Origin of the sequence: Chromobacterium sp. Beijing (assembly GCF_021496765.1) — a bacterium.
GTDB lineage: Bacteria > Pseudomonadota > Gammaproteobacteria > Burkholderiales > Chromobacteriaceae > Chromobacterium.
On record NZ_CP053750.1, the window covers coordinates 2027149 to 2050493 of the forward strand.

The following is a 23345-nucleotide window of genomic DNA, read 5'->3' on the forward strand; positions in this document are numbered from 1 at the left end:
GTCGGCACAACAAGATAGTAGGAGACCCACCATGCGCACACCGCAAGCCCACCTTGCTCCGCCGCCGGCCCCCGCCCCTTTTCGCGCCAGCCTGGGCCTCGCCCCGCTGCTCGCCGTCGCCATCGGCCTCGTCGTATCCCAAGGCGTGATGGTGCTGATGCTGCAAGGCGCCGGCATGGCCGGCATCGGCTTTCTGATCCCGCTGAGCCTGGCCTTCCTGCTGGCGCTCTGCTACGCCGTATCCTTCTCCGAACTGGCGCTGATGATTCCCCGCGCCGGCAGCCTCAGCAGCTACACCGAGGTGGCCCTGGGCCAGTTCCCCGCCATCCTGGCCACCTTTTCCGGCTATGTGGTGGTGGCGATGTTCGCGCTGTCGGCCGAACTCCTGCTGCTCGACCGCATCGTCAACCAGGTCTACCCCGGCGTCTTTCCCCTCAACGGCGTCGCCTACGGCGTGTTGCTGATCTTCACCCTGCTCAATCTGCTGGGCATCGATGTGTTCGCCCGCCTGCAATCGGCGCTGGCCCTGGTGATGATCGTCGCGCTGCTGGCGCTGGGCAGCACCGCACTGAGCGGCGGCGGCCCGCCGGCGCTGGCCCAGGCCGCCAACAGCGACTGGAACCCGCTGGGCGCCGGCGTGCTGACGCTGGGAGCGCTGGCGATCTGGGGCTTTGTCGGCGCGGAGTTCACCTGCCCGCTGGTGGAGGAAAGCCGCCGCCCGCAACGCGATATCCCGCTGGCGATGATGCTGGGCCTCAGCGTGATCTTCATCACCATCGCCCTCTACTGCATGGGCGCGCTCTACCACCTGCCGCGCGCCGCCCTGACCGCCGCGCCGCTGCCGCACCTGCAATACGCCACCGCGCTGCTGGGCCAGGCCGGCAAGCTGACCGTGGTGGTGATCGCCTTCACCGCCACCTGCAGCACGCTCAACAGCTCCCTGGCGGCGGTGCCGCGCATGCTGTACGGCATGGCGTGCAACGGCCAGGTCTTTCCTCAGTTCAAACAGCTGAGCCGGCGCTACCGCACCCCATGGGTGGCGGTGCTCTTCGTCGCGCTGATCACCGGCGCGCCGGTGCTGCTGATGGGGGACGACCCCGACACCATAGGCCTGCTGTTGCTGGCGGCGGCCATCGCCTGGCTGCTGGCCTACATCATCTGCCACCTGGACGTGATCGCCCTGCGCCGCCGCTACCCCACGCTGGACCGCCCCTTCAAAACCCCGTTCTACCCGCTGCCGCAATGCCTGGGCATCGTCGGCATGCTGATCGCCATCTACCACGTGTCGCCCAGCCCGGACATGAGCGCAGCCATCTTCGCCAGCGCCGGCATCGTGCTGGGTCTGGTGTCCTTGATCGCCGTCCTGTGGATCAAGCTGGTGATGCGCAAGCCGCTGTTCCGCCCGGAACCATTGGACCAGGCGCTGACCCGGCACTAGCCAAACGCCTAACGCCGGGCCTGGCCCGGCCCCACCCCCAAGCAGGAGACCTTCATGACCGCTTCCGCGCCCCACCGCAGCACCCGCGACTACCAGCAACTGGACGCCGCCCACCACATCAACGCCTTTCTAGATCAGAAAGCCCTGAACCAGGAAGGCCCGCGGGTGATGGCCGAGGGCCGAGGCGTCTATCTGTGGGACACCGACGGCAAGCGCTATCTGGATGGCATGTCCGGCCTATGGTGCACCCAGGTGGGCTACGGCCGGCAGGAGCTGATTGCCGCCGCCGCCCGGCAGCTGCAACAACTCAGCTACTACAATGTGTTCTTCCACACCACCCACCCGGCGGTGAACGAACTCTCCGAACGACTGTTCTCCCTGCTGCCCGGCGACTACCGTCACGTGATCTACACCAACTCCGGCTCCGAATCCAACGAGCTGCTGATCCGCTGCGTGCGCCGTTATTGGGACGTGATGGGCAAGCCGGACAAGAAAATCTTCATTGGCCGCCACAACGGCTACCACGGCTCCACCGTGGGCAGCGCCAGCCTGGGCGGCATGAAGTTCATGCACGAGATGGGAGACCTGCCCATCCCCGGCGTGGAGCACATCGGCGAGCCCTACTGGTTCGCCCACGGCGGCGGGCTGAGCCCGGAAGCGTTTGGCCGTCAATGCGCGCAAGAACTGGAAGACAAGATCCTGGCGCTGGGCGCCGACAAGGTGGCCGCCTTCGTGGCCGAACCCTTCCAGGGCGCCGGCGGCATGATCTTCCCGCCGGACAGCTATTGGCCGGAAATCCAGCGCATCTGCCGCCAATACGAGGTGCTGCTATGCGCCGACGAAGTGATAGGCGGCTTTGGCCGCACCGGGGAATGGTTCGCCCACCAGCATTTCAACTTTCAACCGGACACGCTCAGCATCGCCAAGGGCCTGACCTCCGGCTACATCCCCATGGGCGGCCTGGTGCTGTCGCGCCGCATCGGCGAAACGCTGGTGGAGCAAGGCGGCGTCTTCGCCCACGGCCTGACCTACTCCGGCCACCCGGTGGCCGCCGCCGTGGCCCTGGCCAACCTGGGCGTGCTGCAAGACGAAGGACTGGTCGAGCGCGCCAGGACGGACACCGGCCCCTATCTGCAAACCTGCCTGCGCGAGGTGTTTGGCCAGCACCCGCTGGTGGGCGAAATCCAGGGCGCCGGCCTGGTGGCGGCCTTGCAGTTCTGCCGCGACAAAGCCACGCGGCAGCGCTTCGCCGACGAAACCGACATCAGCTGGCGCTGCCGCAGCATAGGCTTTGATGAGGGCGTGATCCTACGCTCCACGCTTGGCCGCATGATCATGGCGCCGGCGCTGGTGATCAGCCGGAGCGAGATCGACGAACTCATAGACAAGACCCGCATCGCCGTGGACCGCACCGCGGAGGAGATGGGCCTGCGCTAGAGGGATGGATAAACACGCGGGCGCGGCGGTCAACCGTCGTCGCCCAACAAGCGTAAACACAGCTCACGCACCACCTCCGCCTTGCGCGTCAGCCTCAAGGCCTGCGGCCAGGCCAGCATGATGGGCAGCCGCGGCACCTCGTCGGCAATGTCCAGGCAGGCCAGCTTGCCGCCGCCGTAAGCCAGGTCCACCTCCGGCCGCAAATTGAGCAAGGCGTAGCCGAAGCCCGCCGCCACCAGCCCGCGCGCCAGCTCGAAATTGATGGTGCGCAGCCCCACTTTCGGCTCCAGCCGCTGCTGCCGGAACAAGGACAGGAAATACTCGCGGCTGTGCGGCAGGTCCAGCAGCACCAAGGGCTCCGCCGCCAGCTCCGCCAGCGACACCTTGCCGCGCCCGGACAGCGGATGATCCGCCGCCACCAAGGCATAAGGACGCGCGCCGGACAGCGGCAGCTTGTGCAAGCTCTCCGGCAGGCCCAGGTCGTAGGCCAAAGCCAGCTCGATCCGCCCGTCCGCCAGCGCCTCCCGCAGCTGCCGGGCGTCGCCCTCCAGCAAATCCACCTCCAGCTCCGGGTGAGCGTCGCGCAAAGCGGACAACAGCCGCGGCAGCAAGATGGGCGCGATGGTGGTGAAACAGCCCAGCGTCACCCGGCCGCGCAAGGACTGGCTGATCTCCTGCGCCTGCGGCGTCAAATCCTCCGCCTGCTTCAGCAACTGACGCGCGGCGGCGATGAAGCTGCGCCCGGCCGGCGTCAGCGACACCCCGCGCGCGTGGTGACGCATGAACAACTGCAGGCCGAACACCTCCTCCAGCTGGGCGATGGCGCTGGACACGCCGGGCTGCGACGTGTGCAGCGCCTTGGCCGCCTCAGTGACGCTGCCGTGATCCGCCACGGCGACCAGATAAGCCAACTGCCTCAGGGTGTATTGCATAATTAAAAATTATCCAATGCAGAAGATATAACTATTTTCCGTATCCAGACTGGCTTCGTAGACTGCCCTTGTCAAGCACGCAACAGGAGGCGTCAAGATGGCAATCGACAAGACAGACACGCTGATCATCGGCGGCGGCCAGGCCGGCATCGCCATCAGCGAACACCTGAGCCGCCACGATGTGCCCCACATCGTGCTGGAGCGCCACCGCATCGCCGAACGCTGGCGCAGCCAGCGCTGGGATTCACTGGTCTGCAACGGCCCGGCCTGGCATGACCGCTTTCCCGGACTGGAATTCGCCGGCCTGGACCCGGACGCCTTCGCGCCCAAGGAACGCGTGGCGGACTACCTGGCCGCCTACGCCCAAAAAATCAACGCGCCCATCCGCACCGGGGTGGAAGTGCTGAAAGTCAGCCGCCACCCGGACCGGTCCGGCTTCATCGTAGAAACTTCGGCCGGCGCCTTCCAGGCCGAACGCGTGGTGGCCGCCACCGGCCCCTTCCAACAGCCCGTCATCCCGGCCATCGCGCCCAAGAACGACGCGCTGTTGCAAATCCACTCCGCCCACTACCGCGCGCCGGAACAACTGCCGGAGGGCGCGGTGCTGGTGGTGGGCGCCGGCTCCTCCGGCGTGCAGATCGCCGACGAACTACAGCGCGCCGGCAAGCGCGTCTATCTCTCCGTGGGCGCGCACAACCGCCCGCCGCGGGCCTACCGCCAGCGCGACTTCTGCTGGTGGCTGGGCGTATTGGGCGAATGGACCGCCAGCGCCCCCAAACCGGACGCCGCCCACGTCACCATCGCCGTCAGCGGCGCGCGCGGCGGCCACACCGTGGACTTTCGCGCGCTGGCGCATAAAGGCCTCACCCTGCTGGGCAGCGCCCAAGCGTTTGAACACGGCATGGCCCGTTTCGCCCCGGACCTGGCCGACAACCTCGCCCGCGGCGACGCCAACTACCTCGCCCTGCTGGCGGCGGCGGACGCCTATATCCAACGCAACCGGCTGGACCTGCCGGAGGAGCCGGCCGCGCGCCAGATACCGCCTGACCCGGAATGCGTGACCCGCCCCATCCTGGAACTGGACCTGGCCACGGCCGGCGTCGCCAGCATCGTCTGGGCCACCGGCTACGCCGCGGACTACAGCTGGCTGCAAGTCCCGGCCTTCAACGAACAAGGCCAGCCGCAACACCAGCGCGGCGTGTCCAGCGAACCCGGCGTCTACTTCCTGGGCCTGCCCTGGCTGTCTCACCGCGGCTCCTCCTTCCTCTGGGGGGTATGGCACGACGCCCGCTTCATTGCCGATCACATCGCCACCCAGCGCCAATACGCCGCCTACCGCGACGCCGACCAGCGCGCACAACCCTAACAGAGCCCGCCATGACCCACACCCGCATCCGCCCGTTCAACACCCGGCAAACCTATCCGGAGCAAAATCTGGACAACGATCTGTGTCAGGCCGTGGTGGCCGGCAATCTCGTCTTCCTGCGCGGCCAGATCGGCCAGGACCTGGACAGCCGCGAATCCGTAGGCATAGGCGACGTGGCCGCCCAGGCCGAACAAGCGATGGCCAATGTGAAACTGCTGCTGGAAGAAGCCGGCAGCGAGCTGGGCGACATCTGCAAAATCGTGATCTACCTCACCGACCCGCGCTACCGCGAAGCCGTTTATCTAGTGGTGGGCCGATGGCTGAAAGGCGTCTACCCGGTGTCCACCGGCCTGGTGGTGTCGGCGCTGGCGCGCCCGGAATGGCTGGTGGAAATCGACGTCACCGCCGTCATCCCCGAGGAGCGCCGCCGATGACCTTCTCCATCGCGGCCCGCTGCCGGGACAGCGGCATGGTGGGCGTCGCCATCGCCTCCTCCAGCATCTGCGTGGCCAGCCGTTGCGCCCATGTGCGCGCCGGCGTGGGCGCCGCGCTGAGCCAGAACGTCAGCAACCCGCTGCTGGGCCCGCTGGCGCTGGAACGGATGGCGGCCGGCGGCGCGGACGACGCGCTGCGCGCCGGCCTGCTGGCGGCGGACCCTCACCTGGAGTGGCGGCAACTGGTGCTGGCCCCGCTTCAAGGCCGGCCGCAAGTCATCACCGGCCGGCACGCGCTGGGCCTGCATGGCGCCGCCACCGGCCGAGACTGCGCCGCCGGCGGCAACCTGCTGGCCACGGCCGAACTGCCCCAAGCCATGGTGGCCGCCTACGAGGCAGCCGGCGGCGGCCTGCCGGAACGCCTGCTGGCGGCGCTGCAAGCCGCGGTGGACGCCGGCGGAGAGGCCGGCCCCATCCATTCCGCCGGCCTGCTCGCCACAGCCGATACCGCATGGCCAGCCATCAATCTGCGCATAGATTGGAGCGAGGGCCAGCCGGTGGCGGAACTGGCCGAGCTATGGCGCCGCTACCAGCCACAGATGGACGCCTACCTTGCCCGGGCGCTGACCCCGCAGCATGCGCCCAGCTACGGCGTGGCGGGAGATCCATGATGCAACGCTACAGCTCGCTGGCCATGCTGGAGCGGCTGGTCGGCTTCGACACCGTCAGCCACCGCTCCAACCTGGAGCTGATCCGCTTCGTGCGCGACTACCTGGCCGGCTGGGGCATCTCCAGCCAGCTGATCCGCAGCGAAGACGGCGGCAAGGCCAACCTCTACGCCACCATCGGCCCCGCGGACCGGGGCGGCGTGATGCTGGCCGGCCACACCGACGTGGTGCCGGTGGACGGCCAAGCCTGGAGCGGCGCCCCCTTCCGCCTCCAAATACGGGAGCAGCGCGCCTACGGCCGCGGCAGCGCCGACATGAAAGGCTTCATCGCCGCCGTGCTGGCCGCCGCGCCGGACTTCGCCGCCGCCGGGCTCTGCACCCCGCTGCACATCGCGCTGAGCTACGACGAAGAAATCGGCTGCATCGGCGTGCGCCGGCTGCTGGACGTGCTGGGCGGGCTGCCGGCCCTGCCCAGAATGGCCATCGTCGGCGAACCCACCCTCATGCGCGTGGTGGCCGCCCACAAGGGCAAGCTCGCCTACCATGTGCGCCTGCGCGGCAAGGCCGGCCATTCCAGCCTGCCCCAAGCCGGCGTCAATGCCGTGGAATACGCGGCGGAACTCATCGTCTTCATCCGCCAACTGGCGCGCCAGCGCGCGGCAGAAGGCCCGTTCGACCCGCTCTACCCCGCGCCCCACACCACCCTGCACGTGGGCGCCATGCGCGGCGGCAGTGCGCTCAACATCATCCCCGAGCACGGCGAGTTCGAATTTGAAATCCGCCACCTGCCGGAAGACGAGCCGCAAGCGCTGCTGAGCGCCATCATGGACTTTGCCCGCCAACAACTGCTGCCCGCCATGCGCGCGGTGGACCCCGACGCCGACATCGTCTTCACCGAGCGCAGCGCCTACCCCGGCCTGCTCACCGCGCCGGACGCCGACGTGGTGCGCTTCGCGCAATCGCTGCTGGGCGACGCCCGCGCGCCGGCCAAGGTTTCCTTCGGCACCGAAGCCGGGCTGTTCTCCCAGCAAGCCGGCATCCCCACCGTGGTGCTGGGCCCCGGCAGCATCGCCCAGGCACACCAGCCGGACGAATGGCTGGCGCTGGAACAACTGAGCGCCTGCGACAAGCTGCTCGCCGCGCTGCGGCGGCGGCTGAGCGAGCCCGTGCCCTGCCCCTAATCCGGCCGCGTCGGAACCTTCCCGCGCTTGCGGGGGCCTACCACGGTCACGCCCCGCACCGGAAAGCCCCATATGCAGCCCAACACCCCCAGGCCCAACGTCTGAACGCCGCCATCGCCTGGGCGCACAGCCGCCCAGACGTGGACGCGCTGATCCTCACCGGCTCCTTTGTCCGCGACGACGGCAGCGCCGACAGCCATTCCGATCTGGACCTGGAAATCATCGGCCCGAACCCGGCGGCTTTGGCCGCGGACGACGGCTGGCTGCGCGACATCGGCCCCCTGCTCACCGTGCTGCGCCTGGGCGAAGGCCAAGCCTGGCCCACCCGCCTGGCCATCTACGGCGACGGCGTCAAAATCGACTTCACCCTGGCCGGCCCCGCCCGGCTGCAAGCCATGCGCGAGCATGGGCTGGACCCGCTGTACCAGCGCGGCTACCGCGTGCTGCTGGACAAAACCGGCGCGGCCCAAGACCTGCCCGCGCCGCAAGGCCGCCCCGCCGCTCCGGCCTTGCCCAGCGAGGAGCGCTTCCGCGAACGGGTGGAGGAATTCTGGTTCGAGGCCTTTCACATCCCCACATACCTGGCGCGCGGCGAGCTGTTCGTCGTCAAACTCCGCGACTGGACCATGAAGGAACTGCTGCTGGAAATGCTGGAATGGCACGCCCATAGCCGCCCCGGCATGGCGGCGGACTGCTGGCATATCGGCACCCGGCTGCAACACTGGGCCGAGCCGGCACACTGGCAGGCGCTGCATCAAGCCTTTGGTCGCTTCGACGCCGCCGACGCCGAACGCGCCTTCCACGCCACGCTGCGGCTATACAGCCAAGTGGCTCGCGAAGTGGCCGCCCGCGCCGGCTTCGACTACCCGGCAGCGGTGGAAGCCGGCATCCGCGACTTGATCCACGCGCCGGCCTAAGAATCTGTTTACGATCTGCTGCGTGTCGTGGATGCCTACACGGTGAGTACGTCTTCGAAATGCTCATGTACCCTTTGTACACTCCGCTTTCTCAGCCGCAACGCCTTGTCTCGCTCTAGCTCGCGAGATCGTAAACAGGCTCTAAACCAACGGCGGCGCGGCGGCCTCCACGCGCCGCGCCAGGCGGCGGATTTTCCGTGGGCTTGACCTTTGAGCGTGGTTAGATAGAATTCCCTATCTTTCAGGCGTTCGCTTCCGTCCGCCTGTCTTCAGTCCAGCCACGCGCCTCCTCACAGCTGAAGCGCGCCAGCCAAGCCATACAAGCCAAGCGCCGCGTCCCCCGCGGCCAGATACTTTGTCAGGAATAAGATGCGTATCCACGCCCTTCTGCTGCCGCTAGCGCTATACAGCGCGGCAGTCTCCGCGGATTCACTCTCCCCCTCTCACCCGGCTTTTACCCAAATACACAAGGCCATGACGGAGAGTTTTCGCATGCAGCAACAACTGACGCGGATGCCAAACCCGCCCGATATGTTCAAGAGAGAGAACAAAGAAGCATCGCCGCCTCAGGACGAGGCGGAGAAGGTTGAGCGTCGGCAGGCTGAGCCGGTGATGACGCCGCAACAGCAGCCACGCCCTGATGAGCAGGTGAACAGCGATTAAATCGATGACCTTTTCGACATCGCCCGCGCCGGCGCGCGGCAGACATTGAACGGGCGCTTACAACGGGGCGATTTCGCTGACTTCATGCTGAAACACATAAGGATCGGACAACAGCTCAAACTGCTCATCGTCCGGGTAAGTGACGGCGATATGGTAGTTGTCGCCGGCAAACGCCCTGACCGCCTCCAGCCCCCCAGTAAGAGTGGCTAACAAAAATCAGTTTCACGACTGAGGCAAGGCGCGCCGACGCAGGCAGTACTTGAGTACGGCAAGTCGGCGCAACGCAGCATCAGGAATTTTGTTAGCCGCTCTAAAAGTGGCCAAAAAGAAATGCGTCCACTCCCCTTCTCTTCCTGGCGGACAAAAGCCCCCAGGTTGCCGGCAATGCTTCTGGAGTGCTGGACGCCGGTCTGTTCCAGGTGCGCGGCAAACCCCGCCTCATGCCGCCGCGGCACACAGCCATGCCATGTTCTGACAATCATGTTCAAGCTCCGTCTGAGATGGAACGGTCGATTCTAGCCCGCCGCCGCCAACACCCCCAGCCGGCTTGCTCCGCTCAGCATGCCGGCTGAAACGCGGCCGCCGCGCCTTGACCCTGCCCGCATAGTCGGCAACAATCCCCGCGTGCCGCAAAACACGGCACCGAGATTGGCATCTCGAAACGCCTCACGACCCAAGCATGCGCGTCAACGCGCATGCTTGCGCTTTGCCATGCTTTAACGGCAGGTGCATGGTGGGAGAGCGCTACGCGCTCGCCGGGGTTCGTGAGGCTCGGTAATGCCAATCCCATCACGCGCCTGCCAAATCCTCTACCGGATAGGCAGCTTGTTAATCTTGTTTCATCGCAGGAGTAACGACATGCCGCAATCTCTCTTCCCGCGCCGACGGCGCTACCGCACCCCGGCCCTAGAAACCCAGGAAGTCCTGCTGCCCTTCGTCATCCGCCTTCCCGGACGCACCTATCCGCATTACTGGCACATGCCGTCCGCACCGGCCACCCCGCCCAGGCCCAGGCCTACGGCCGGGAATGCGCCGCCCATCTGCTGCAATGGTTCAAGGACAACCCGGCTTACGTGGGCCAGGGCCTGCTCAGCCGAGTCGCCCGCGACATCGACTTCAGCCGCACCGAGCAGCGCGGCTACTGGCTGGGCTTTTTCAACCACCTTGAGCGGCTGATCTCGCTCAGCGCAAGGCGGATGAATGTCTACGCCTACACCGACCATCAGCACCGGATGATGGACGCGCAGGTGGAGCGCTCCTTGCTGGAGCGACGGGTGTTGAAGAAGAGTCCGTAAAGGGAGGCCCCCGGCGGGAGCCGGGGGCATGGGCTTACTAAGCGGGAAAAAACGGCTTCCTGCCTAAACAAGCATCCGGCGGCCATGCGACAGCTAGCTCGCCGATACGGCAATAAAAAAAGCCGGTCTTAAGACCGGCTTTCTCATTTACTCGACATCTATGCATACGCAAAAAGCCCCATACGGGGCTTTTTTATTGCAGCGATAATGCTTAGAGCGGCTGGATCGCGGTTGCAGCCGGGCCTTTCTGGCCCATTGCTCGGGTGTAGCTTACTTTTTGACCTTCATGCAGGGACTTGAAGCCGTCTGCGCGAATTTCGGAAAAGTGAGCGAAAAGATCATCGCCGCCATTGTCCGGGGTAATAAAGCCAAAACCTTTTGCGTCATTGAAAAATTTAACGATACCAGTTTCCATAATTCACTCCTTGGTGTTCAGATTAAGGGCAACAAATTGCCTGAAAGCATGATAGTCAAGGAATAGATAAGGAAACAAAGCAGACCAACTTGTATGGACAACTGAGGTATCGATAGATATAACGCTTGAAAATCGCGACAATAATACTCGCAAAACACCGGCCTGGTCAATAGCAATATTTGAATTTTGCAATTTGAGCAGGAATTTGTTGCCAAAAAGCGAGCAGTAGCCAAAGACAAACCGCGCTGGGTTTGCTAGATGCGGGCATGGCTTCACCCCCACAACCGTGGGGAACACATCAGACGATCAAAAAGGCGGTGCAAGTCATCCGGCTCATCCCCACACCCGTGGGGAACACGGAGTGACCGTGTCTCTAGCCATGGACTTGTTCGGTTCATCCCCGCACCCGTGGGGAACACACGATAAACGGGTCCGCGCTATCTATTACGAACGGTTCATCCCCACACCCGTGGGGAACACCCAGATCTATCATTGCGCTCATACACTTTCCCCGGTTCATCCCCACACCCGTGGGGAACACAACCCCGTCTGCCGCGCCGTCCTCGCCGACCGCGGTTCATCCCCACACCCGTGGGGAACACTTTTCATGAAGGTCTGCCGCGTGCTGGTAAAACGGTTCATCCCCACACCCGTGGGGAACACATCAAATACGTGGAGCTGGCAGATGCAATTGACGGTTCATCCCCACACCCGTGGGGAACACCTGGGCTTGAAGCGATGGATGGTGACGTTAACCGGTTCATCCCCACACCCGTGGGGAACACTCGTGCTGGCTGTGCTTGGCTCACCCATGTGGCGGTTCATCCCCACACCCGTGGGGAACACGGCGCGACCGTAGTTGACAACGGCGCCACCAGCGGTTCATCCCCACCCCCGTGGGGAACACGTCGCATTCTTCAGCCAGTCGCCCAAGCCTGCCGGTTCATCCCCACACCCGTGGGGAACACGTGAAATCCGCAGCTATGGAGATGGGCGGCATCGGTTCATCCCCACACCCGTGGGGAACACCGATGCGTGCCGCCAACGTGCTGAAGACCGAACGGTTCATCCCCACACCCGTGGGGAACACGCGACGGACTTGGCGACCTTGGGCAGATCGAACGGTTCATCCCCACACCCGTGGGGAACACGCTGGCGCTGTCAAAAGGCGCGGTGGCGCTGTCGGTTCATCCCCACACCCGTGGGGAACACTGCGACATTTTCAGTTCGGCCATTGTGATGGTCGGTTCATCCCCACACCCGTGGGGAACACTTGAGGAATGGTTGACAGAGCAAGGACTGGAACGGTTCATCCCCACACCCGTGGGGAACACCACGATAAAGTTAATGGTAATAGCGTTCATTTCGGTTCATCCCCACACCCGTGGGGAACACGAATTCCTTTTTCTCTTCCGACTTTTCCCGCTCGGTTCATCCCCACACCCGTGGGGAACACTTCGCTGATGTCGATACCGTAATCACGCAAGGCGGTTCATCCCCACACCCGTGGGGAACACAACGGCTTGCCGTAGTAGCCAGTACACTGAACCGGTTCATCCCCACACCCGTGGGGAACACCATTTTTTTGCGACATTCGCGCAACGTTGCCGCGGTTCATCCCCACACCCGTGGGGAACACGGAAGCGATCTGATTCATACTCAACGAAATGGCGGTTCATCCCCACACCCGTGGGGAACACTGAATGTACCGGCTGACCAGTGCAAAAACCTGCGGTTCATCCCCACACCCGTGGGGAACACAATGCTTTGCTCGCGCCTCTAGCGCCCCGTCTCGGTTCATCCCCACACCCGTGGGGAACACTAATTCGGATTTATCTCCGGCAAGACTCTTAACGGTTCATCCCCACACCCGTGGGGAACACGGCTCCTAGATGGGGACGCCAGGGCGCGTCATCGGTTCATCCCCACACCCGTGGGGAACACACCATTTACAAGAGATTGATTTTAAATACGAAAAATGATACCCAAAAAGCCACCAACTTTTATCGCTTGCTAACCGGATTCTCACGGTGCAGGAAATGAGGCCGATACCTCGACGGCGTCATCGGTTGGTAGAGGTAGAAAAGAAACCAGCTGTGCGCCGTCGAAAGCCACCGGCATGCGGCGGTTGGCTCCCAGGGTGACAAAATCGAAGCCGGCTTCATTGGCGGTTTGCCAGGCCATGACGGCATTGCCGTCTTCCAGCCCGGTTTCCACTTGCTGCCACAAGTAGTCGCGAATCTTGCGATTGTAAGCGCCCACATAAACGCCGGCGCGGATTTCCAGCAGCCAGATGGCCAGCCGGCCGCGCAATCTGGGGGGAGCGTTTTCAAGTACGATGACCAGCATCTCCCAACCCTTCCTCCTCAGGGAAAGCGGCTTCCACCACGCCCTGCTGCTGCGGCGCGTCCAGACCACCGGCGGCCAGCAGCGTTTCTATGTCCGGGATGATGCGTTCCAACAGCCTGGTTTTGCGGAACATGTCGCGGCAGCGCTGCCTCACTTCCCGCTCTACATTTGCCGACGGCTTAGCCGCCACCGCAAACGCCACCGGCGCCACGGTTTCAAATTTGTAGATGTCGGCCACATCGTATACGAAGGACAGCGGCTTGCCGCTGTGGATGAAGCCGATGGCGGGAGCGTAGCCGGCGGCCAGCACCGCCGCTTCGGCCACGCCATACAGGCAGGCGGTAGCGGCCGACAGGCAGCGGTTGGGGACATCGGCCTGGTCCCAGTCTTCGCGGTCGTAATTGCGCGCCCGCCATTTCACGCCATAGTGCTGGGCCAGTTGCTGGTATAGGGCGCGCACCCGCGCGCCTTCAATGCCGCGCAATTGCTCCACGCTGCGCCGTTGCGGCGGTTCCTCTCCAAACCGGCGGCGGTACATTTCCCGCACCACTTTGAGCCGGGCATCGTCGTCCAGCGCCAGCCGGGCCTGATAGAGCAGGCGATCGGCCCGCGCGCCGCCGGGCTGGCCGGCGGAATAGAGCCGGACGCCGGCCTCGCCCACCCACACCAGCAGCGTGCCCACTTGGGCTGCCAGCTTGCAGGCGGCGTGGGAGGCGCGGACGCCGGGTTCCAGCATCAGGCAGGCCACGCCGCCCACCGGGATGTGGGTGCGCACGCCGCCCGCGTCCACGGCGACAAAGGCGCCGTCCAGCACGTCCAACTGGCAGCGTTCGACAAACAGCACCGACAGCCGCTCCTTGATGGGGAGCGGCTTGAGCGGCGGCAGCCATTGCGCCATCGCCGCCGTCCTTAAGCCGGAGCCAGGGACAGCAGGCCCAGGCCCATGGCCTTGGCGTGCCCCAGGCCGGCGGCCACCGTCGCGCGCAGCCGTTGGGCGTTGTCCACCGCCAGCACGCCGTCAAAACGCGCCGCTTGCAGGGTGATGACGCCGCCCGGCTTGCGCAGCCGCCACTGCTGGCTGAGACTGCGCTCCACCCGCTGCGGCACGGCGCCGGCCTGCTGCAACTGCCGCGTCAGCCAGGCCAGTTGCTCTTCTTCCCGCAGCAGGCCATAGCGTTTGCCGCCACGGGTGACGGTGGGATTGGCCAGCAGGCGGAAACGATAGCGGCGATCCGTCTCGATCAGTTGCTCCAGCGGCAGCGGCTTGCATTGTACGGCTCGCACTTGCGCCAGTGCCTGCCAATGGCCAGGCTCCGGCGATTGCAGCAGCAATACGGCTACGCCGGCTTCTGCATCGCAGCGTTCCAGCCGCCACAGAAAGCGTGGCGGGATATCGTCGGCCGCGGCGACGAAGGCGCGGCATAGGCTGCGGTGCATGTCGTAGGCATTGGCCAGATCCCGCCGCGCGGCGGGGTGGCCGGGGTCAAGCGTCAGTTGTGTCAGGTACATCCGCCACCTCCGATTTGACAAAGCGGGGGCCGAAGCGGCGTTCGGCAAACGGCGCCACGGGTTGGTCCAGCCTCACCGCGCCTTCCGACGGATGTTCCAACATCAGGCGCAGCGGCTGACCGGCTTGCTCGCGCTGGGGCGGAGCCAAGCGCGGCCAACGATGGCGCAGGCAATCTTCCAGGCCATGCTCCTGCACGCCCTCTTCCAGCCAAACCGGCTGCGACGGCGGCATGGATTTGCGGCCTAAGGCCAGCGGCCAATGCGGCTGACGCAAGGCTTGCTGGATATGGCTCAGCAGGCCGGCGTCGCCTTCCAGCCCCACCAGAAACACCGCGTCGGCCAGATAGTAGCGGGGGCTGATCACGGTGCGCTTGAGATCGGCCTTGCCTGAAGCGAGCAATACGCCGGTGGCGGTTTGGTAGTCGCGCATCAGCAGGCCTTCTCTATCCACCCGGACCCCCATGCGCAGCGCGGCCAGATCGTCCACCGCTTGCGCGCGGTCGCGCCCCAGCGCAGCGCAAATTAAGCCGATAACGCCGGACTTGGAGGGTTCCAGACCGCTGTCGCGTTCGTCGAAGCGGCTGGTGGTGCCCCAGGCTTGCATGGGGCCAGCCAGCCTGAGCAGCAGGGTGGCCATCTCACCGCTCCCATGCGGCGCCGGCCTGTTGGGCGGCCCAATCCGCCAGCGCCGCCAGGCTGGTTTGCCGCTCGCCTTTGGCCTGCGGCCAGGCGTCGGTCAGGTCGATATAGGCCCAGGCGTCGCGCGCGTCGCCATAGGGACCGGCCAGCTTGTCATCGTAACCCGCGAGCGCCGCCACGGATTGGCCGGTGAGCGCTTCGCCGTTGCGGGCGTAAACAGGTTTTTCAAAAGCATTGGCCAGGTTGAGCGGGCTGGCATGGCGGACGGCGATGCCGATGAAGCTGGGCGGGTTGTGGGCGGCAAAGGTGTTTTGCTTGCCGCTGGGAATGGCGCGGGCCATGGCTTGCACCAGCGCGCGCACGCCGGCGAGCGCCAGCTCACGGTCGCCTTGCAGATTGCCCGCCAGCTTGGCCGGGTCCAGCGCGGCGTAGCGGTAGAAGGTGGCGGAGTTGAATTCCACCTGGCCTATCATGCCGGCGCCGGTTTCATCGGCACTGCCTTTGTCGTCCACGGCGGTGAAGTAGTCGAAGTCACGCACCACTTGATGGGTGCTGATGGCGTGCGCCACCTGGCAGGCGGCATCCTGGTTGACTTCCGGCAGGTCCGCCAGCATGCGGCCGAACAAGGCCACGTCCAGCGCCTTGCCGCCGTTCATGATGGCCTTGGCCTGTTTGGCCAGTTCCGGCGGCACATTGGCCTTGACGTCTTTCTTGCTCTTTTTCTCGCCATTGGCCGACGGGGCCAGCTCATCCCAGTGGGCGTGAATCAGGCTGGCGAAACCGTCTATCTCCTGCTGGCCCAAAAAGAGCAGGTATTCGGTCTTGCCGTCTTCCTTGAGTTTGAGCCCGGCGGCGGCCAATGCGCTTTCAATGCGGCCGTCCAGTTCTTCCCCGGCCAGGCCGAAACGCTGCTGGAGTTGCTCACGCAGCAGTTCCAGCAGTTTTTTGGTGCGCACGCCTTGATTGGCGGCGGGAAAATCCGCTTGCAGACGTACAGCGCGTTTGAAGCACTGGCTGCTGACGCGCGCGCGGCGGTAGCCGCCGAAAACGGCGTCCTTGGGCGCGCCGGTATCGTCGCGGTTAAGATTGGACGGCGCGAAGTTCTGAATCAGATGAAATTCGATAAACAGACTCATGGCTCTCTCCATACGGGGCTGGGGTTCAGTCGTTCAGGGGGGCGGATTGGCGATAAAAGTCTCGCGCCCAGTTACGGCGCACCAGATCGCGGCCGCTGACGCCGTCGTAGCGCTGCGGCTGCCAGGACGATAGCCAGCGGGCCAGATCTTGCAGCAGCGCGGCGTAGTCCAAGCCTTGCTGCTCAGCCGCCAATAGCGAGAAGGCTTGCCTCAGATAGTTGGGCAGTGTTTCCGGTTCGGCATCCAGCAGCGTGACGAAGCGCTGCTCCAGGCTGGCGCTGTCCCGCTGCCGCCACAGCGCGCCAAAGGCCTGGGCAAAGCTGCAGCCGGTTTGTTGCTTGGGCAGTTGGGCAAACAGCGCGGCGGTCAGGTAGAGCGCGCGGCGGAAGCTATCCTCGGCATGGCTGTCCGTTGGCACAAAGCGCTCGACATGGGGGTAGGCCGGCGGGTAGGCGCCCGGCGCGAAACCGGCGCTGCGGCGCAGCTCGGCCAGTGCGCCGCGGTTGCGCTCCGCCAGGGTTTGCAGGTGTTTGACGAAGTCCTGCGCCAGTTCAGACATGATTGTTCTCCTCTTGCGTGGATGCATGGGTCAAGGGACGGATCAAAGCCAGGTAGCCGGGCTCGGCCAGCGCCAGCGCTTTCAGCGCGGCGGCGTTGCCGCCCAATTGGCGGCAAGCGGCGTCCCAGGCCAGCTTGGCCGCACGGCGCAGCGCGTCCCGCCAATAGGCGTCGGCGTGTTCCAACGCTTCCGCGCCTATCCGCTCCAACAACTGCGGCCAGCGGCTTTCCAGCGCGCTGAAGTAGGCCGCCGGCGCCGGGCCGGCGTCCAGTTGCGCCCGCGCCCGGCCTCGCGTGTCCTTGTGGCCCGGGTCTGGCATGACGGCGGCCAACATGCCGGCCATGACCAGGCGCAGCTTGCTGTACAGTTCTTCGGCTTCGCGCAGCTTGCCGCGGACTTCTTCCGCGCCCTCCGCTTGCTCCAGCACGCGTTGTGGCAGTTCAAAACGCTCGGCGCGCCAGCGCTCCAGCTTGGCCTGATTGCTGGACAGACCCAAGATCATCACGCTCAGCGGCTCGGTCTGCCCCAGTCTGTGCTGCAAATGCCGGGCCCAGCCCAGGGTGGCCGCCGCCAGCGAATGCGCTTTGTCGTCGGCGGAGTTCGGCGGCAGCAAGGCGCCCAAATCGCGCCAAAACGCCCGGCCCTCGCCAAAGCTCAGCCGCACCATATTGTTGACGCCCATGCGATAGCTGGCCATGGCGTCCGGCGCTTGTTCGTTGTCGGCCAACGCCAACCCAGCGGCAAAACGCAGCTGCCGCACAGTGACGCCATCGGGCTCGGGCAGCAGCAACACGGCACGGCTCAGCCGGGTGTAGCGGTCGTTGTGGCCGCTGGCCAGCGTGGGTTCGGCGCGTAATTGGGCTATGGTGGGCTGGGGTTTTTCCCAGGCAGGCAGGTCATCGTCCGGCCCCGACGGGTGCAGGGCCAACAACAGGGTTTGCGCCAGGGTTTGCCCTACGGGCAGACTGGCGGCGGTATTGGCCAGCGGCCCGGCCTTGTCGGAGTCGCGCAGGGTTTTCACCAAGCCACCCGGGGTGAACTGCAAAAAGCCCAGCAAATGGCGTAGCGCTTCGGCAGCGGGAATGGCGGAGGGTTGACTATCAATAGAATGATCAAAGAGCACCGGGCTGTTGCCGATGCTGCTGGCCAGGGAAATCTGCGACCAAGGCTTGGCCTTGTCGCGAGTGGCTTCGTCTTGGGCCAGGGCCGCCACCTGCATAAAGGGGCGCTGCGGATCGAACAGATTGAAGGCGCCGCGCCAATGCTCCAGATAGTCGTGAATGGCGGCCACCGGCAGGCCTTCGCGGTAGCAGCGCGCCAGATCGGCACTATCCCAGCGCCCAAAGCCGCGCCGCAGCGCACGATTGAGGATGGCCAGCAGCAGACGGTACTCGGCTAGCAGGCTGGGCGGCGCGGTGTCGGCCAGGGCGGCGATGCGGTCGGTATCGGCGAATAGCTGCACCAGGCCGATCTCGGCCACGCGCCCATCCAGGTAGCGGACCGGGAGCCAAGCGGCGTCCAGCAGATTGATGGCTTTATTCATAAACATCCCCCCCTTCGCGAATGCCATGGACATCAATCTAACAGATGGCGGGAAGGACCGGCCACTAGATGGCTTCCCTGCCTGAGCTGTACGCCATCTTCGTTTCTCTCACCAATTGAGAACGACAATGCCAGTAACACTTAAAGGCAACTTGTTTTGCATCCTAGCTATATGTATGATTTCATTACTTTTTAAGTGCCTTGTAACACAAATAAGGAACGCCATGAGCGAAACGACCTTTACTTTTCGTGTCGATGAGTCACTAAAACAAGAATTTGCCAAAATAGCCAAGCTTCGAGACCGCACTGGGGCTCAGTTGCTCCGTGACTTTATGCGTGATGTCGTACGGGAAAATAAGGAGGTTGCTGAATATGAGCAGTGGTTCCGTCATCAGGTCCAGCAGGGTTTGGACCAGGCAAACTCCGGAGAGCTGGTAGAAGGTGATGAGGTAGACGCGCGTTTTGCAGCTAAAAGAGCAGCGTTGCGCCGAAGAATGGCTGAACGATGAAATTGGTGTGGACGCTTGAGGCGGTGTCAGATCGCGAGGCTATTTTTGACTATATTGCAGCCGACAATCCAGTAGCCGCTCTTGATCTTGATAAGCATTTTGAGCAGCAAATTCTTCGGCTGCTTCAGCACCCAGAGTTGGGCCGTGCAGGGTGTGTTGCCGGCACACGGGAGTGGGTGCTTCATCGCCACTATATCTGCGTTTATGATGTGACAATAGATCAACTTCGGGTACTCCGAATTTTGCATGTAGCCCGACAATGGCCATGAATATTAGATTTATTTAGGGTCTGTTGACGTTTATTTTGCCGCTACGCTAGACAAATCTCTGCTCATGGCAAAATCATGACATGGAAGTGCGGCAGCCATGCCTCCTCCCTTATTTCTGTTTCCCATAAACAAGCCCCAAGCGCGGGTCCAGCGATACGCGCACCTCTCCCATCTGGTAATCGCCGTCCTTTGTCAACGGCAATACATGGCAATGACTGAGCAAGGGATGTTCGCTCAAAGCCGGATACCCAGGTTGCTCCAGTAAATGCAGGACCAGCTGTCGGCGCGACAATTTGATGTGCCGTTCAAACAGTCTTTGGGCAAGCGCATCCGACACGGCTTGCTGCGGATCGAGCGATGCGCCATCCGGCTCAGGCCGCCAGCGCCCATCGGCATCGACCCAGACCGGAATCACGGTCAGGCTGTCATCCCCCAGCCGGGTGCGGTTGCGCAAGGCCAAGGTATCGTCTTCATCAGCGCCATGCGGCTTGCCGATGTAAGCGATGGCGGCCTCACTCTGTAGATCCAGCGCAATCTGCTGCGCCAGCTGCGCCTGAAAATTGGCCTTGGCGCCATGACGGGTGCGTTCCACCATTTCAAGCCGTTCGCGCAAGGCCTCCGGCAAATGACCCAAATCCGGCCAGGGCGCGTACACCGCCTGCACCAGGCGGTCGATGTCCTGCGGCAGCCGCCAGACTGGCTCGTTTTGCAGCACGGCCCAGGTCACCAGGCAGAGGTAATCGCCATACACCCGTCCCCAGCCGGTCTGTTCCAGTTCGGGCACCACATCGGCTAGCAAGCCGGCCACTTGCAATCGTGGTTGCGCGTGCGCCGCCGGGCGTTGTTTGCGTTGATGCCGGTGCAAGCGGCCGGCGCGTTGCAATAGAAGGTCGACGGGACAGAGATCGGAAATCATGAAATCGAAATCAATGTCCAGGCTTTGCTCCGCCACTTGCGTCGCAATCAGCAAAGTACGCTTGGGACGCGAGCCCATGGCGGGAGAGGAGCCGAAAGTGGACAACACTTGCTGCTCCAGCTGCCGGCGCTGCTCGGCGGGGAAGCGGGCATGAAACAGCAACAGCATGCCATCTGACAGACAATATGGCCGTAATAGCTGGTACAGCTGCTGCGCCCGGTCCACGGTATTCACGATGACCACGCCACACCCGCCCTGCTCCAAGGCAAGCCGCGCGGCGGCGGCGATGTGGTCCAAGCCCTCCGGGAGGCCGGTCACGGCGATAGGCTGCTGTTCACGCGCGATAAAGGTGGCGCCACGCGCGCCGGCGTCATCCACCAGCAGTATCCGCGGATAGGCCGGCGACGGCAGCTCGCGCTCATCCACGCCCCAGGCCTGCAATAAACGCGCGCGCCGTGTATCCGGCAAAGTGGCGCTCATCAAGATGACCGAGCAACCCAAGGCTTTCAGCCAGGCCAGCAAGGTTTCAATCAAGCGACCGGTATAGGTGTCGTAGGCATGCACCTCGTCCAAAACCACCACCTTATTGGCCAGCCCCCATAGCCGGACAAAGTGATGTTTGACGTTCAATACAGAAAACAAGGCCTGGTCCACAGTGCCCACGCCATAGGGAGACAACAAGCCGCGCCGACGTTGGGCAAACCAGCCGGAGGAGCCCACCGCGTCATTACCATGCTGGTCCCAGATCTCGCGCAAATGCGCAACGGTCTGATTCATGGCGGCCCCGCCATGCAATAGCTGGATATCCTGCCGCTCCCCGGAGACGAATGCGCGCAGAAAGGCCAAGGTCCGCTCGAACATGGCATTGCCGGTGGCTTGGGTAGGCAGCGCCAGATAGAAGCCACGGTGATGTTGGCGCGCCTGCAAACGCAAGGCCGCGATAAAAGCCAGTTCGGTCTTGCCTTCTCCCATCGGCGCTTCCACCAACATTAGCGCCGGGCCGCTTCCCTGAACCAACAAAGCGTCGCCGGTTAGTTGCAGCGGCCTCGCCTGTGCAGAGGCCTCCGCGCTCAGCAGCCGCGCCAATATCGCGTCACAAGAACAGGCCTGTTGATGCAATAAGGGCCGGCTGGATGGCCAGCCCAGTTTGTCAGGGGAAGACAGCGCCGATTCCGCCAGACGTCTGGCGGCGTGATAGTGGGCGGATGGCGTATCGCCTCGCTCTCCAGGCGGAAACCAGTCAGCGTTAGAGCCGATCCAGTCGCATACGCTAGTCAGACCGGCCAGCCACTCCACTGCAAGCAGCGGCAATGGGTGATCCAGCGGAACATCAGACGGCGCCAGGGTGTGCCAATAGGCCTGGAATAGACTCTGCCTTGTCTGCTTCCAAATGGCCGGTTCGCGCAGCGGTGCACCAGCGCCCAAGGAGGTAAAGTTGAAACCGTGGTGGGCGCTGACAGCCTGTGCCGCATCCTGCGCCCATAATCGCGGCACACCCTCGGCCTGCAACAAGCCCGGCAGCAAGGCCGCACTGGCCAAGTCATGCCGGTCTTGCGCCAGCGCCACCACCGATGAGAATGGCAAGCCGGCGCGCTCAACTTGTAAGCGCCCGGCTTCCCACTTGGCCTGAAACCCCGGAGTGGCTTTGCCGAGATCATGCAAACCCACCAAGGCGGCCAGCCACCCATTCAGGGACTCTGACGGCAGGCCAAACCAGTCCGAAGCCGTCTCTGGCGCAGCCAGACACCACTCCAACAGCACGGAGGCCACGGCAGCCACATCCAACATGTGACACAGCAGGCCATGTCCACCCTCTTCGCCACTTTTGGCCCATAAGCTGCGCACCGCCACACTCAATGATGTTTCCATGCACTCAACCCTTGCTGCCGCTCGTACCTAAACAACGGCAGCGCTTCAGGGCCGCCTTGGAACTCAAGACAAAGCGGAAACGGATAGCCGCCTTGATGAATGCTCAATTATGCCGAAAGCAACACCGATAAGCGACGGAACGCGTTTGACATTTCGCAAGGCAAGCCGGATGCGAGTCGATCAGGCCGGTTCTAACGCTGGCGTTCGCAGTCAGGAAGGATAGACAGGCAATTTAGGCATGGAGGCAAGACGCGGCCACCCAAGCAGCCGCCCCTCACTCCCCCCGCTTGAGCTGCTCCAACATCTCCTGCCACAGCTCCCGGTACACCGGATTGCTGGCGCCTTCTCCATGTCCGGGGTTGTCGGCGTTGGGGCGGCGTATCGGTTTATTCAGCGCAAACTGGTGGTCGGCCGGGATGCGCATCGCGTTATAGGAAGTGCGGATGAGATCGGCAAAGCGCTCTTGCACGTGATAGGTGCCGAACAATCTGTCCGGCGGCGTGGCGCCGGGAGAGGCGTACCAGGAGGCGATGCGATTGTTGGCGCGCATGTCCCAGCCGCCGGAAAAGTCGATCACGCCCCTGACGGCCACGCGCTTGGCGATATAGGCGGCCATGCCGCCGCCTTGGGATTGTCCGGACAGCACGATCTTGCTCCAGTCCACGGCTTGCTTGTCCAGATACTGTTCCCAACGGCCTTGGGTATCGGTCTTGGCCAGGTAGCGCAGCAGAGCGGTCAGTCTATGGACAATGGCGTCTTTGGGTTTGTCCTGGATCAGCGGGGTGGCGTTTTCCCCAAAGGCGCGCTTCTGGCGCATTTGTGCCGCGCAGTCCGGATTGGTCGCCAGCACCGGCCGGGTGCAAACCTGGGAAACGGCCGGCGTGTCGATGTAGGACAGGATGATGAAGCGGTAGCCCTGAGCCAGGGCGGTGTCGATGAAAGCCTGTTCGCCCACCACGGTACGCGTGGTTTCGCCGCCGGTTCCAGGCAGGAAGACCAGCAGCGGCGCGTGTCCGCCCCTTTCCGTTGAGAAAACGATGTGCGGCCCGCTGTTCGCCACAATCCCGCCATCGGTATCCGCGGGGAGAATATCCTTGCGGACCGCGTCCGCCCATGTGGCCGTGGCGATACTGAACAGCAGCGCCGCCGCGGCCGTCTTGCCGGCCCATTTCCAAACTGTCATTGCATTCCTCGCATCTTCAATAAGAGCGGCTAACAAACTCAGTTTCACGTCTGAGGCCAGGCGCGCCGCGCAGGCAGTACTTGAGTACGGCAAGTCGGCGCAACGCGGCACCAGGGGTT

23 protein-coding genes and 1 CRISPR repeat array are annotated in these 23345 nt (G+C 64.0%); of the genes, 11 read left to right on the top strand and 12 right to left on the bottom strand.

What is annotated here, in order from left to right; genetic code table 11:
• Window positions 1-31 precede the first annotated feature (31 nt).
• Together HQN78_RS09390 and HQN78_RS09395 are read left to right on the top strand one after the other, a co-directional pair.
• Complete coding sequence (locus tag HQN78_RS09390; RefSeq protein ID WP_235089159.1) at window positions 32-1438, top strand: APC family permease; 1407 nt, start codon at window positions 32-34, stop codon at window positions 1436-1438.
• Window positions 1439-1492: 54 nt separating this feature from the next.
• A complete protein-coding gene (locus tag HQN78_RS09395; RefSeq protein WP_235089161.1) occupies window positions 1493-2875 on the top strand; it encodes an aspartate aminotransferase family protein in 1383 nt (460 codons plus the stop codon).
• 29 nt (window positions 2876-2904) lie between these two features.
• Here the strand turns inward: HQN78_RS09395 and HQN78_RS09400 are convergent, their stop codons facing one another.
• Entirely contained in the window at window positions 2905-3807 is a 903-nt protein-coding gene (locus tag HQN78_RS09400; protein WP_235089162.1) for a LysR family transcriptional regulator, read from the bottom strand.
• A 97-nt stretch (window positions 3808-3904) separates the two neighbouring features.
• On the opposite strand from HQN78_RS09400, the gene HQN78_RS09405 reads away from it, so the two are divergent.
• The 6 genes from HQN78_RS09405 to HQN78_RS09430 all read left to right on the top strand — a co-directional run bounded on the left by HQN78_RS09405 (window position 3905) and on the right by HQN78_RS09430 (window position 9036).
• The gene (locus HQN78_RS09405; protein ID WP_235089163.1) at window positions 3905-5173 is read left to right on the top strand and encodes an NAD(P)/FAD-dependent oxidoreductase; all 1269 of its coding nucleotides are present in this window, start codon (window positions 3905-3907) and stop codon (window positions 5171-5173) included.
• 11 nt (window positions 5174-5184) lie between these two features.
• On the top strand, window positions 5185-5607 hold the full coding sequence (locus HQN78_RS09410; RefSeq protein ID WP_107799515.1) for a RidA family protein: 423 nt from the start codon (window positions 5185-5187) through the stop codon (window positions 5605-5607).
• Complete coding sequence (locus tag HQN78_RS09415) at window positions 5604-6278, top strand: DUF1028 domain-containing protein (RefSeq protein ID WP_235089164.1); 675 nt, start codon at window positions 5604-5606, stop codon at window positions 6276-6278. Before HQN78_RS09410 ends, HQN78_RS09415 begins: the two co-directional genes overlap by 4 nt.
• A complete protein-coding gene (argE, locus tag HQN78_RS09420) occupies window positions 6275-7456 on the top strand; it encodes an acetylornithine deacetylase (protein ID WP_235089165.1) in 1182 nt (393 codons plus the stop codon). Before HQN78_RS09415 ends, argE begins: the two co-directional genes overlap by 4 nt.
• On the top strand, window positions 7369-8373 hold the full coding sequence (locus HQN78_RS09425) for an aminoglycoside 6-adenylyltransferase (protein WP_255701227.1): 1005 nt from the start codon (window positions 7369-7371) through the stop codon (window positions 8371-8373). Before argE ends, HQN78_RS09425 begins: the two co-directional genes overlap by 88 nt.
• A gap of 492 nt (window positions 8374-8865) precedes the next feature.
• Window positions 8866-9036 (top strand): hypothetical protein, encoded by a 171-nt coding sequence (locus tag HQN78_RS09430; RefSeq protein ID WP_235089167.1) that lies wholly within the window; start codon window positions 8866-8868, stop codon window positions 9034-9036.
• A 57-nt stretch (window positions 9037-9093) separates the two neighbouring features.
• Here HQN78_RS09430 and HQN78_RS09435 read toward each other — a convergent pair whose 3' ends face one another.
• Window positions 9094-9249 (bottom strand): hypothetical protein, encoded by a 156-nt coding sequence (locus HQN78_RS09435; protein ID WP_235089935.1) that lies wholly within the window; start codon window positions 9247-9249, stop codon window positions 9094-9096.
• An 860-nt stretch (window positions 9250-10109) separates the two neighbouring features.
• Between HQN78_RS09435 and HQN78_RS09440 the strand changes: the two genes are divergently transcribed.
• On the top strand, window positions 10110-10331 hold the full coding sequence (locus HQN78_RS09440; RefSeq protein WP_235089170.1) for a hypothetical protein: 222 nt from the start codon (window positions 10110-10112) through the stop codon (window positions 10329-10331).
• Window positions 10332-10542: 211 nt separating this feature from the next.
• Here HQN78_RS09440 and HQN78_RS09445 read toward each other — a convergent pair whose 3' ends face one another.
• The 8 genes from HQN78_RS09445 to casA form a co-directional block, all read right to left on the bottom strand.
• The gene (locus HQN78_RS09445; protein ID WP_107799522.1) at window positions 10543-10746 is read right to left on the bottom strand and encodes a cold-shock protein; all 204 of its coding nucleotides are present in this window, start codon (window positions 10744-10746) and stop codon (window positions 10543-10545) included.
• Between the two features lie 268 nt (window positions 10747-11014).
• A CRISPR array of direct repeats spans window positions 11015-12690; the repeat unit is 29 nt; unit sequence CGGTTCATCCCCACACCCGTGGGGAACAC.
• Window positions 12691-12771: 81 nt separating this feature from the next.
• Window positions 12772-13095: a type I-E CRISPR-associated endoribonuclease Cas2e gene (gene cas2e / locus HQN78_RS09450; RefSeq protein ID WP_235089171.1), complete on the bottom strand. Its 324-nt coding sequence runs from the start codon at window positions 13093-13095 to the stop codon at window positions 12772-12774.
• On the bottom strand, window positions 13076-13993 hold the full coding sequence (gene cas1e / locus HQN78_RS09455) for a type I-E CRISPR-associated endonuclease Cas1e (protein ID WP_107799524.1): 918 nt from the start codon (window positions 13991-13993) through the stop codon (window positions 13076-13078). The genes cas2e and cas1e overlap by 20 nt, the downstream gene beginning before the upstream one ends.
• A gap of 11 nt (window positions 13994-14004) precedes the next feature.
• Window positions 14005-14604 carry a type I-E CRISPR-associated protein Cas6/Cse3/CasE gene (gene cas6e, locus HQN78_RS09460; protein ID WP_235089174.1) on the bottom strand — a complete coding sequence of 200 codons (600 nt, stop codon included), beginning with the start codon at window positions 14602-14604 and terminating at the stop codon, window positions 14005-14007.
• Window positions 14579-15241 (bottom strand): type I-E CRISPR-associated protein Cas5/CasD, encoded by a 663-nt coding sequence (cas5e, locus tag HQN78_RS09465; RefSeq protein WP_235089183.1) that lies wholly within the window; start codon window positions 15239-15241, stop codon window positions 14579-14581. Before cas5e ends, cas6e begins: the two co-directional genes overlap by 26 nt.
• Before the next feature lies 1 nt (window position 15242).
• Window positions 15243-16379, bottom strand: coding sequence for a type I-E CRISPR-associated protein Cas7/Cse4/CasC (gene cas7e / locus HQN78_RS09470; protein WP_227103833.1), 1137 nt, complete (start codon window positions 16377-16379; stop codon window positions 15243-15245).
• Window positions 16380-16404: 25 nt separating this feature from the next.
• Window positions 16405-16938 (bottom strand): type I-E CRISPR-associated protein Cse2/CasB, encoded by a 534-nt coding sequence (gene casB, locus HQN78_RS09475; protein WP_235089184.1) that lies wholly within the window; start codon window positions 16936-16938, stop codon window positions 16405-16407.
• Window positions 16931-18481: a type I-E CRISPR-associated protein Cse1/CasA gene (gene casA, locus HQN78_RS09480; RefSeq protein WP_235089187.1), complete on the bottom strand. Its 1551-nt coding sequence runs from the start codon at window positions 18479-18481 to the stop codon at window positions 16931-16933. Before casA ends, casB begins: the two co-directional genes overlap by 8 nt.
• A gap of 223 nt (window positions 18482-18704) precedes the next feature.
• Here casA and HQN78_RS09485 point away from each other — a divergent pair, with 223 nt between their 5' ends.
• Window positions 18705-18989, top strand: a complete 285-nt coding sequence (locus HQN78_RS09485; protein ID WP_107799530.1) for a CopG family ribbon-helix-helix protein — start codon at window positions 18705-18707, stop codon at window positions 18987-18989.
• The gene (locus tag HQN78_RS09490) at window positions 18986-19258 is read left to right on the top strand and encodes a type II toxin-antitoxin system RelE/ParE family toxin (RefSeq protein ID WP_235089189.1); all 273 of its coding nucleotides are present in this window, start codon (window positions 18986-18988) and stop codon (window positions 19256-19258) included. Before HQN78_RS09485 ends, HQN78_RS09490 begins: the two co-directional genes overlap by 4 nt.
• Window positions 19259-19367: 109 nt before the next feature.
• On the opposite strand, the gene cas3 is transcribed toward HQN78_RS09490, so the two are convergent.
• Window positions 19368-22043, bottom strand: a complete 2676-nt coding sequence (gene cas3, locus HQN78_RS09495) for a CRISPR-associated helicase Cas3' (RefSeq protein ID WP_235089191.1) — start codon at window positions 22041-22043, stop codon at window positions 19368-19370.
• Window positions 22044-22317: 274 nt separating this feature from the next.
• Entirely contained in the window at window positions 22318-23226 is a 909-nt protein-coding gene (locus tag HQN78_RS09500) for a hypothetical protein (protein ID WP_235089193.1), read from the bottom strand.
• Between the last annotated feature and the right edge of the window lie 119 nt (window positions 23227-23345).

Coding starts and splice junctions, on each gene's coding strand:
- HQN78_RS09390 (WP_235089159.1), top strand. CDS start 32: ATGCGCACACCGCAAGCCCACCTTGCTCCGCCGCCGGCCCCCGCCCCT.
- HQN78_RS09395 (WP_235089161.1), top strand. CDS start 1,493: ATGACCGCTTCCGCGCCCCACCGCAGCACCCGCGACTACCAGCAACTG.
- HQN78_RS09400 (WP_235089162.1), bottom strand. CDS start 3,807: ATGCAATACACCCTGAGGCAGTTGGCTTATCTGGTCGCCGTGGCGGAT.
- HQN78_RS09405 (WP_235089163.1), top strand. CDS start 3,905: ATGGCAATCGACAAGACAGACACGCTGATCATCGGCGGCGGCCAGGCC.
- HQN78_RS09410 (WP_107799515.1), top strand. CDS start 5,185: ATGACCCACACCCGCATCCGCCCGTTCAACACCCGGCAAACCTATCCG.
- HQN78_RS09415 (WP_235089164.1), top strand. CDS start 5,604: ATGACCTTCTCCATCGCGGCCCGCTGCCGGGACAGCGGCATGGTGGGC.
- argE (WP_235089165.1), top strand. CDS start 6,275: ATGATGCAACGCTACAGCTCGCTGGCCATGCTGGAGCGGCTGGTCGGC.
- HQN78_RS09425 (WP_255701227.1), top strand. CDS start 7,369: ATGGCTGGCGCTGGAACAACTGAGCGCCTGCGACAAGCTGCTCGCCGC.
- HQN78_RS09430 (WP_235089167.1), top strand. CDS start 8,866: ATGCAGCAACAACTGACGCGGATGCCAAACCCGCCCGATATGTTCAAG.
- HQN78_RS09445 (WP_107799522.1), bottom strand. CDS start 10,746: ATGGAAACTGGTATCGTTAAATTTTTCAATGACGCAAAAGGTTTTGGC.
- cas2e (WP_235089171.1), bottom strand. CDS start 13,095: ATGCTGGTCATCGTACTTGAAAACGCTCCCCCCAGATTGCGCGGCCGG.
- cas1e (WP_107799524.1), bottom strand. CDS start 13,993: ATGGCGCAATGGCTGCCGCCGCTCAAGCCGCTCCCCATCAAGGAGCGG.
- cas6e (WP_235089174.1), bottom strand. CDS start 14,604: ATGTACCTGACACAACTGACGCTTGACCCCGGCCACCCCGCCGCGCGG.
- cas5e (WP_235089183.1), bottom strand. CDS start 15,241: ATGGCCACCCTGCTGCTCAGGCTGGCTGGCCCCATGCAAGCCTGGGGC.
- cas7e (WP_227103833.1), bottom strand. CDS start 16,379: ATGAGTCTGTTTATCGAATTTCATCTGATTCAGAACTTCGCGCCGTCC.
- casB (WP_235089184.1), bottom strand. CDS start 16,938: ATGTCTGAACTGGCGCAGGACTTCGTCAAACACCTGCAAACCCTGGCG.
- casA (WP_235089187.1), bottom strand. CDS start 18,481: ATGAATAAAGCCATCAATCTGCTGGACGCCGCTTGGCTCCCGGTCCGC.
- HQN78_RS09485 (WP_107799530.1), top strand. CDS start 18,705: ATGAGCGAAACGACCTTTACTTTTCGTGTCGATGAGTCACTAAAACAA.
- HQN78_RS09490 (WP_235089189.1), top strand. CDS start 18,986: ATGAAATTGGTGTGGACGCTTGAGGCGGTGTCAGATCGCGAGGCTATT.
- cas3 (WP_235089191.1), bottom strand. CDS start 22,043: ATGGAAACATCATTGAGTGTGGCGGTGCGCAGCTTATGGGCCAAAAGT.
- HQN78_RS09500 (WP_235089193.1), bottom strand. CDS start 23,226: ATGACAGTTTGGAAATGGGCCGGCAAGACGGCCGCGGCGGCGCTGCTG.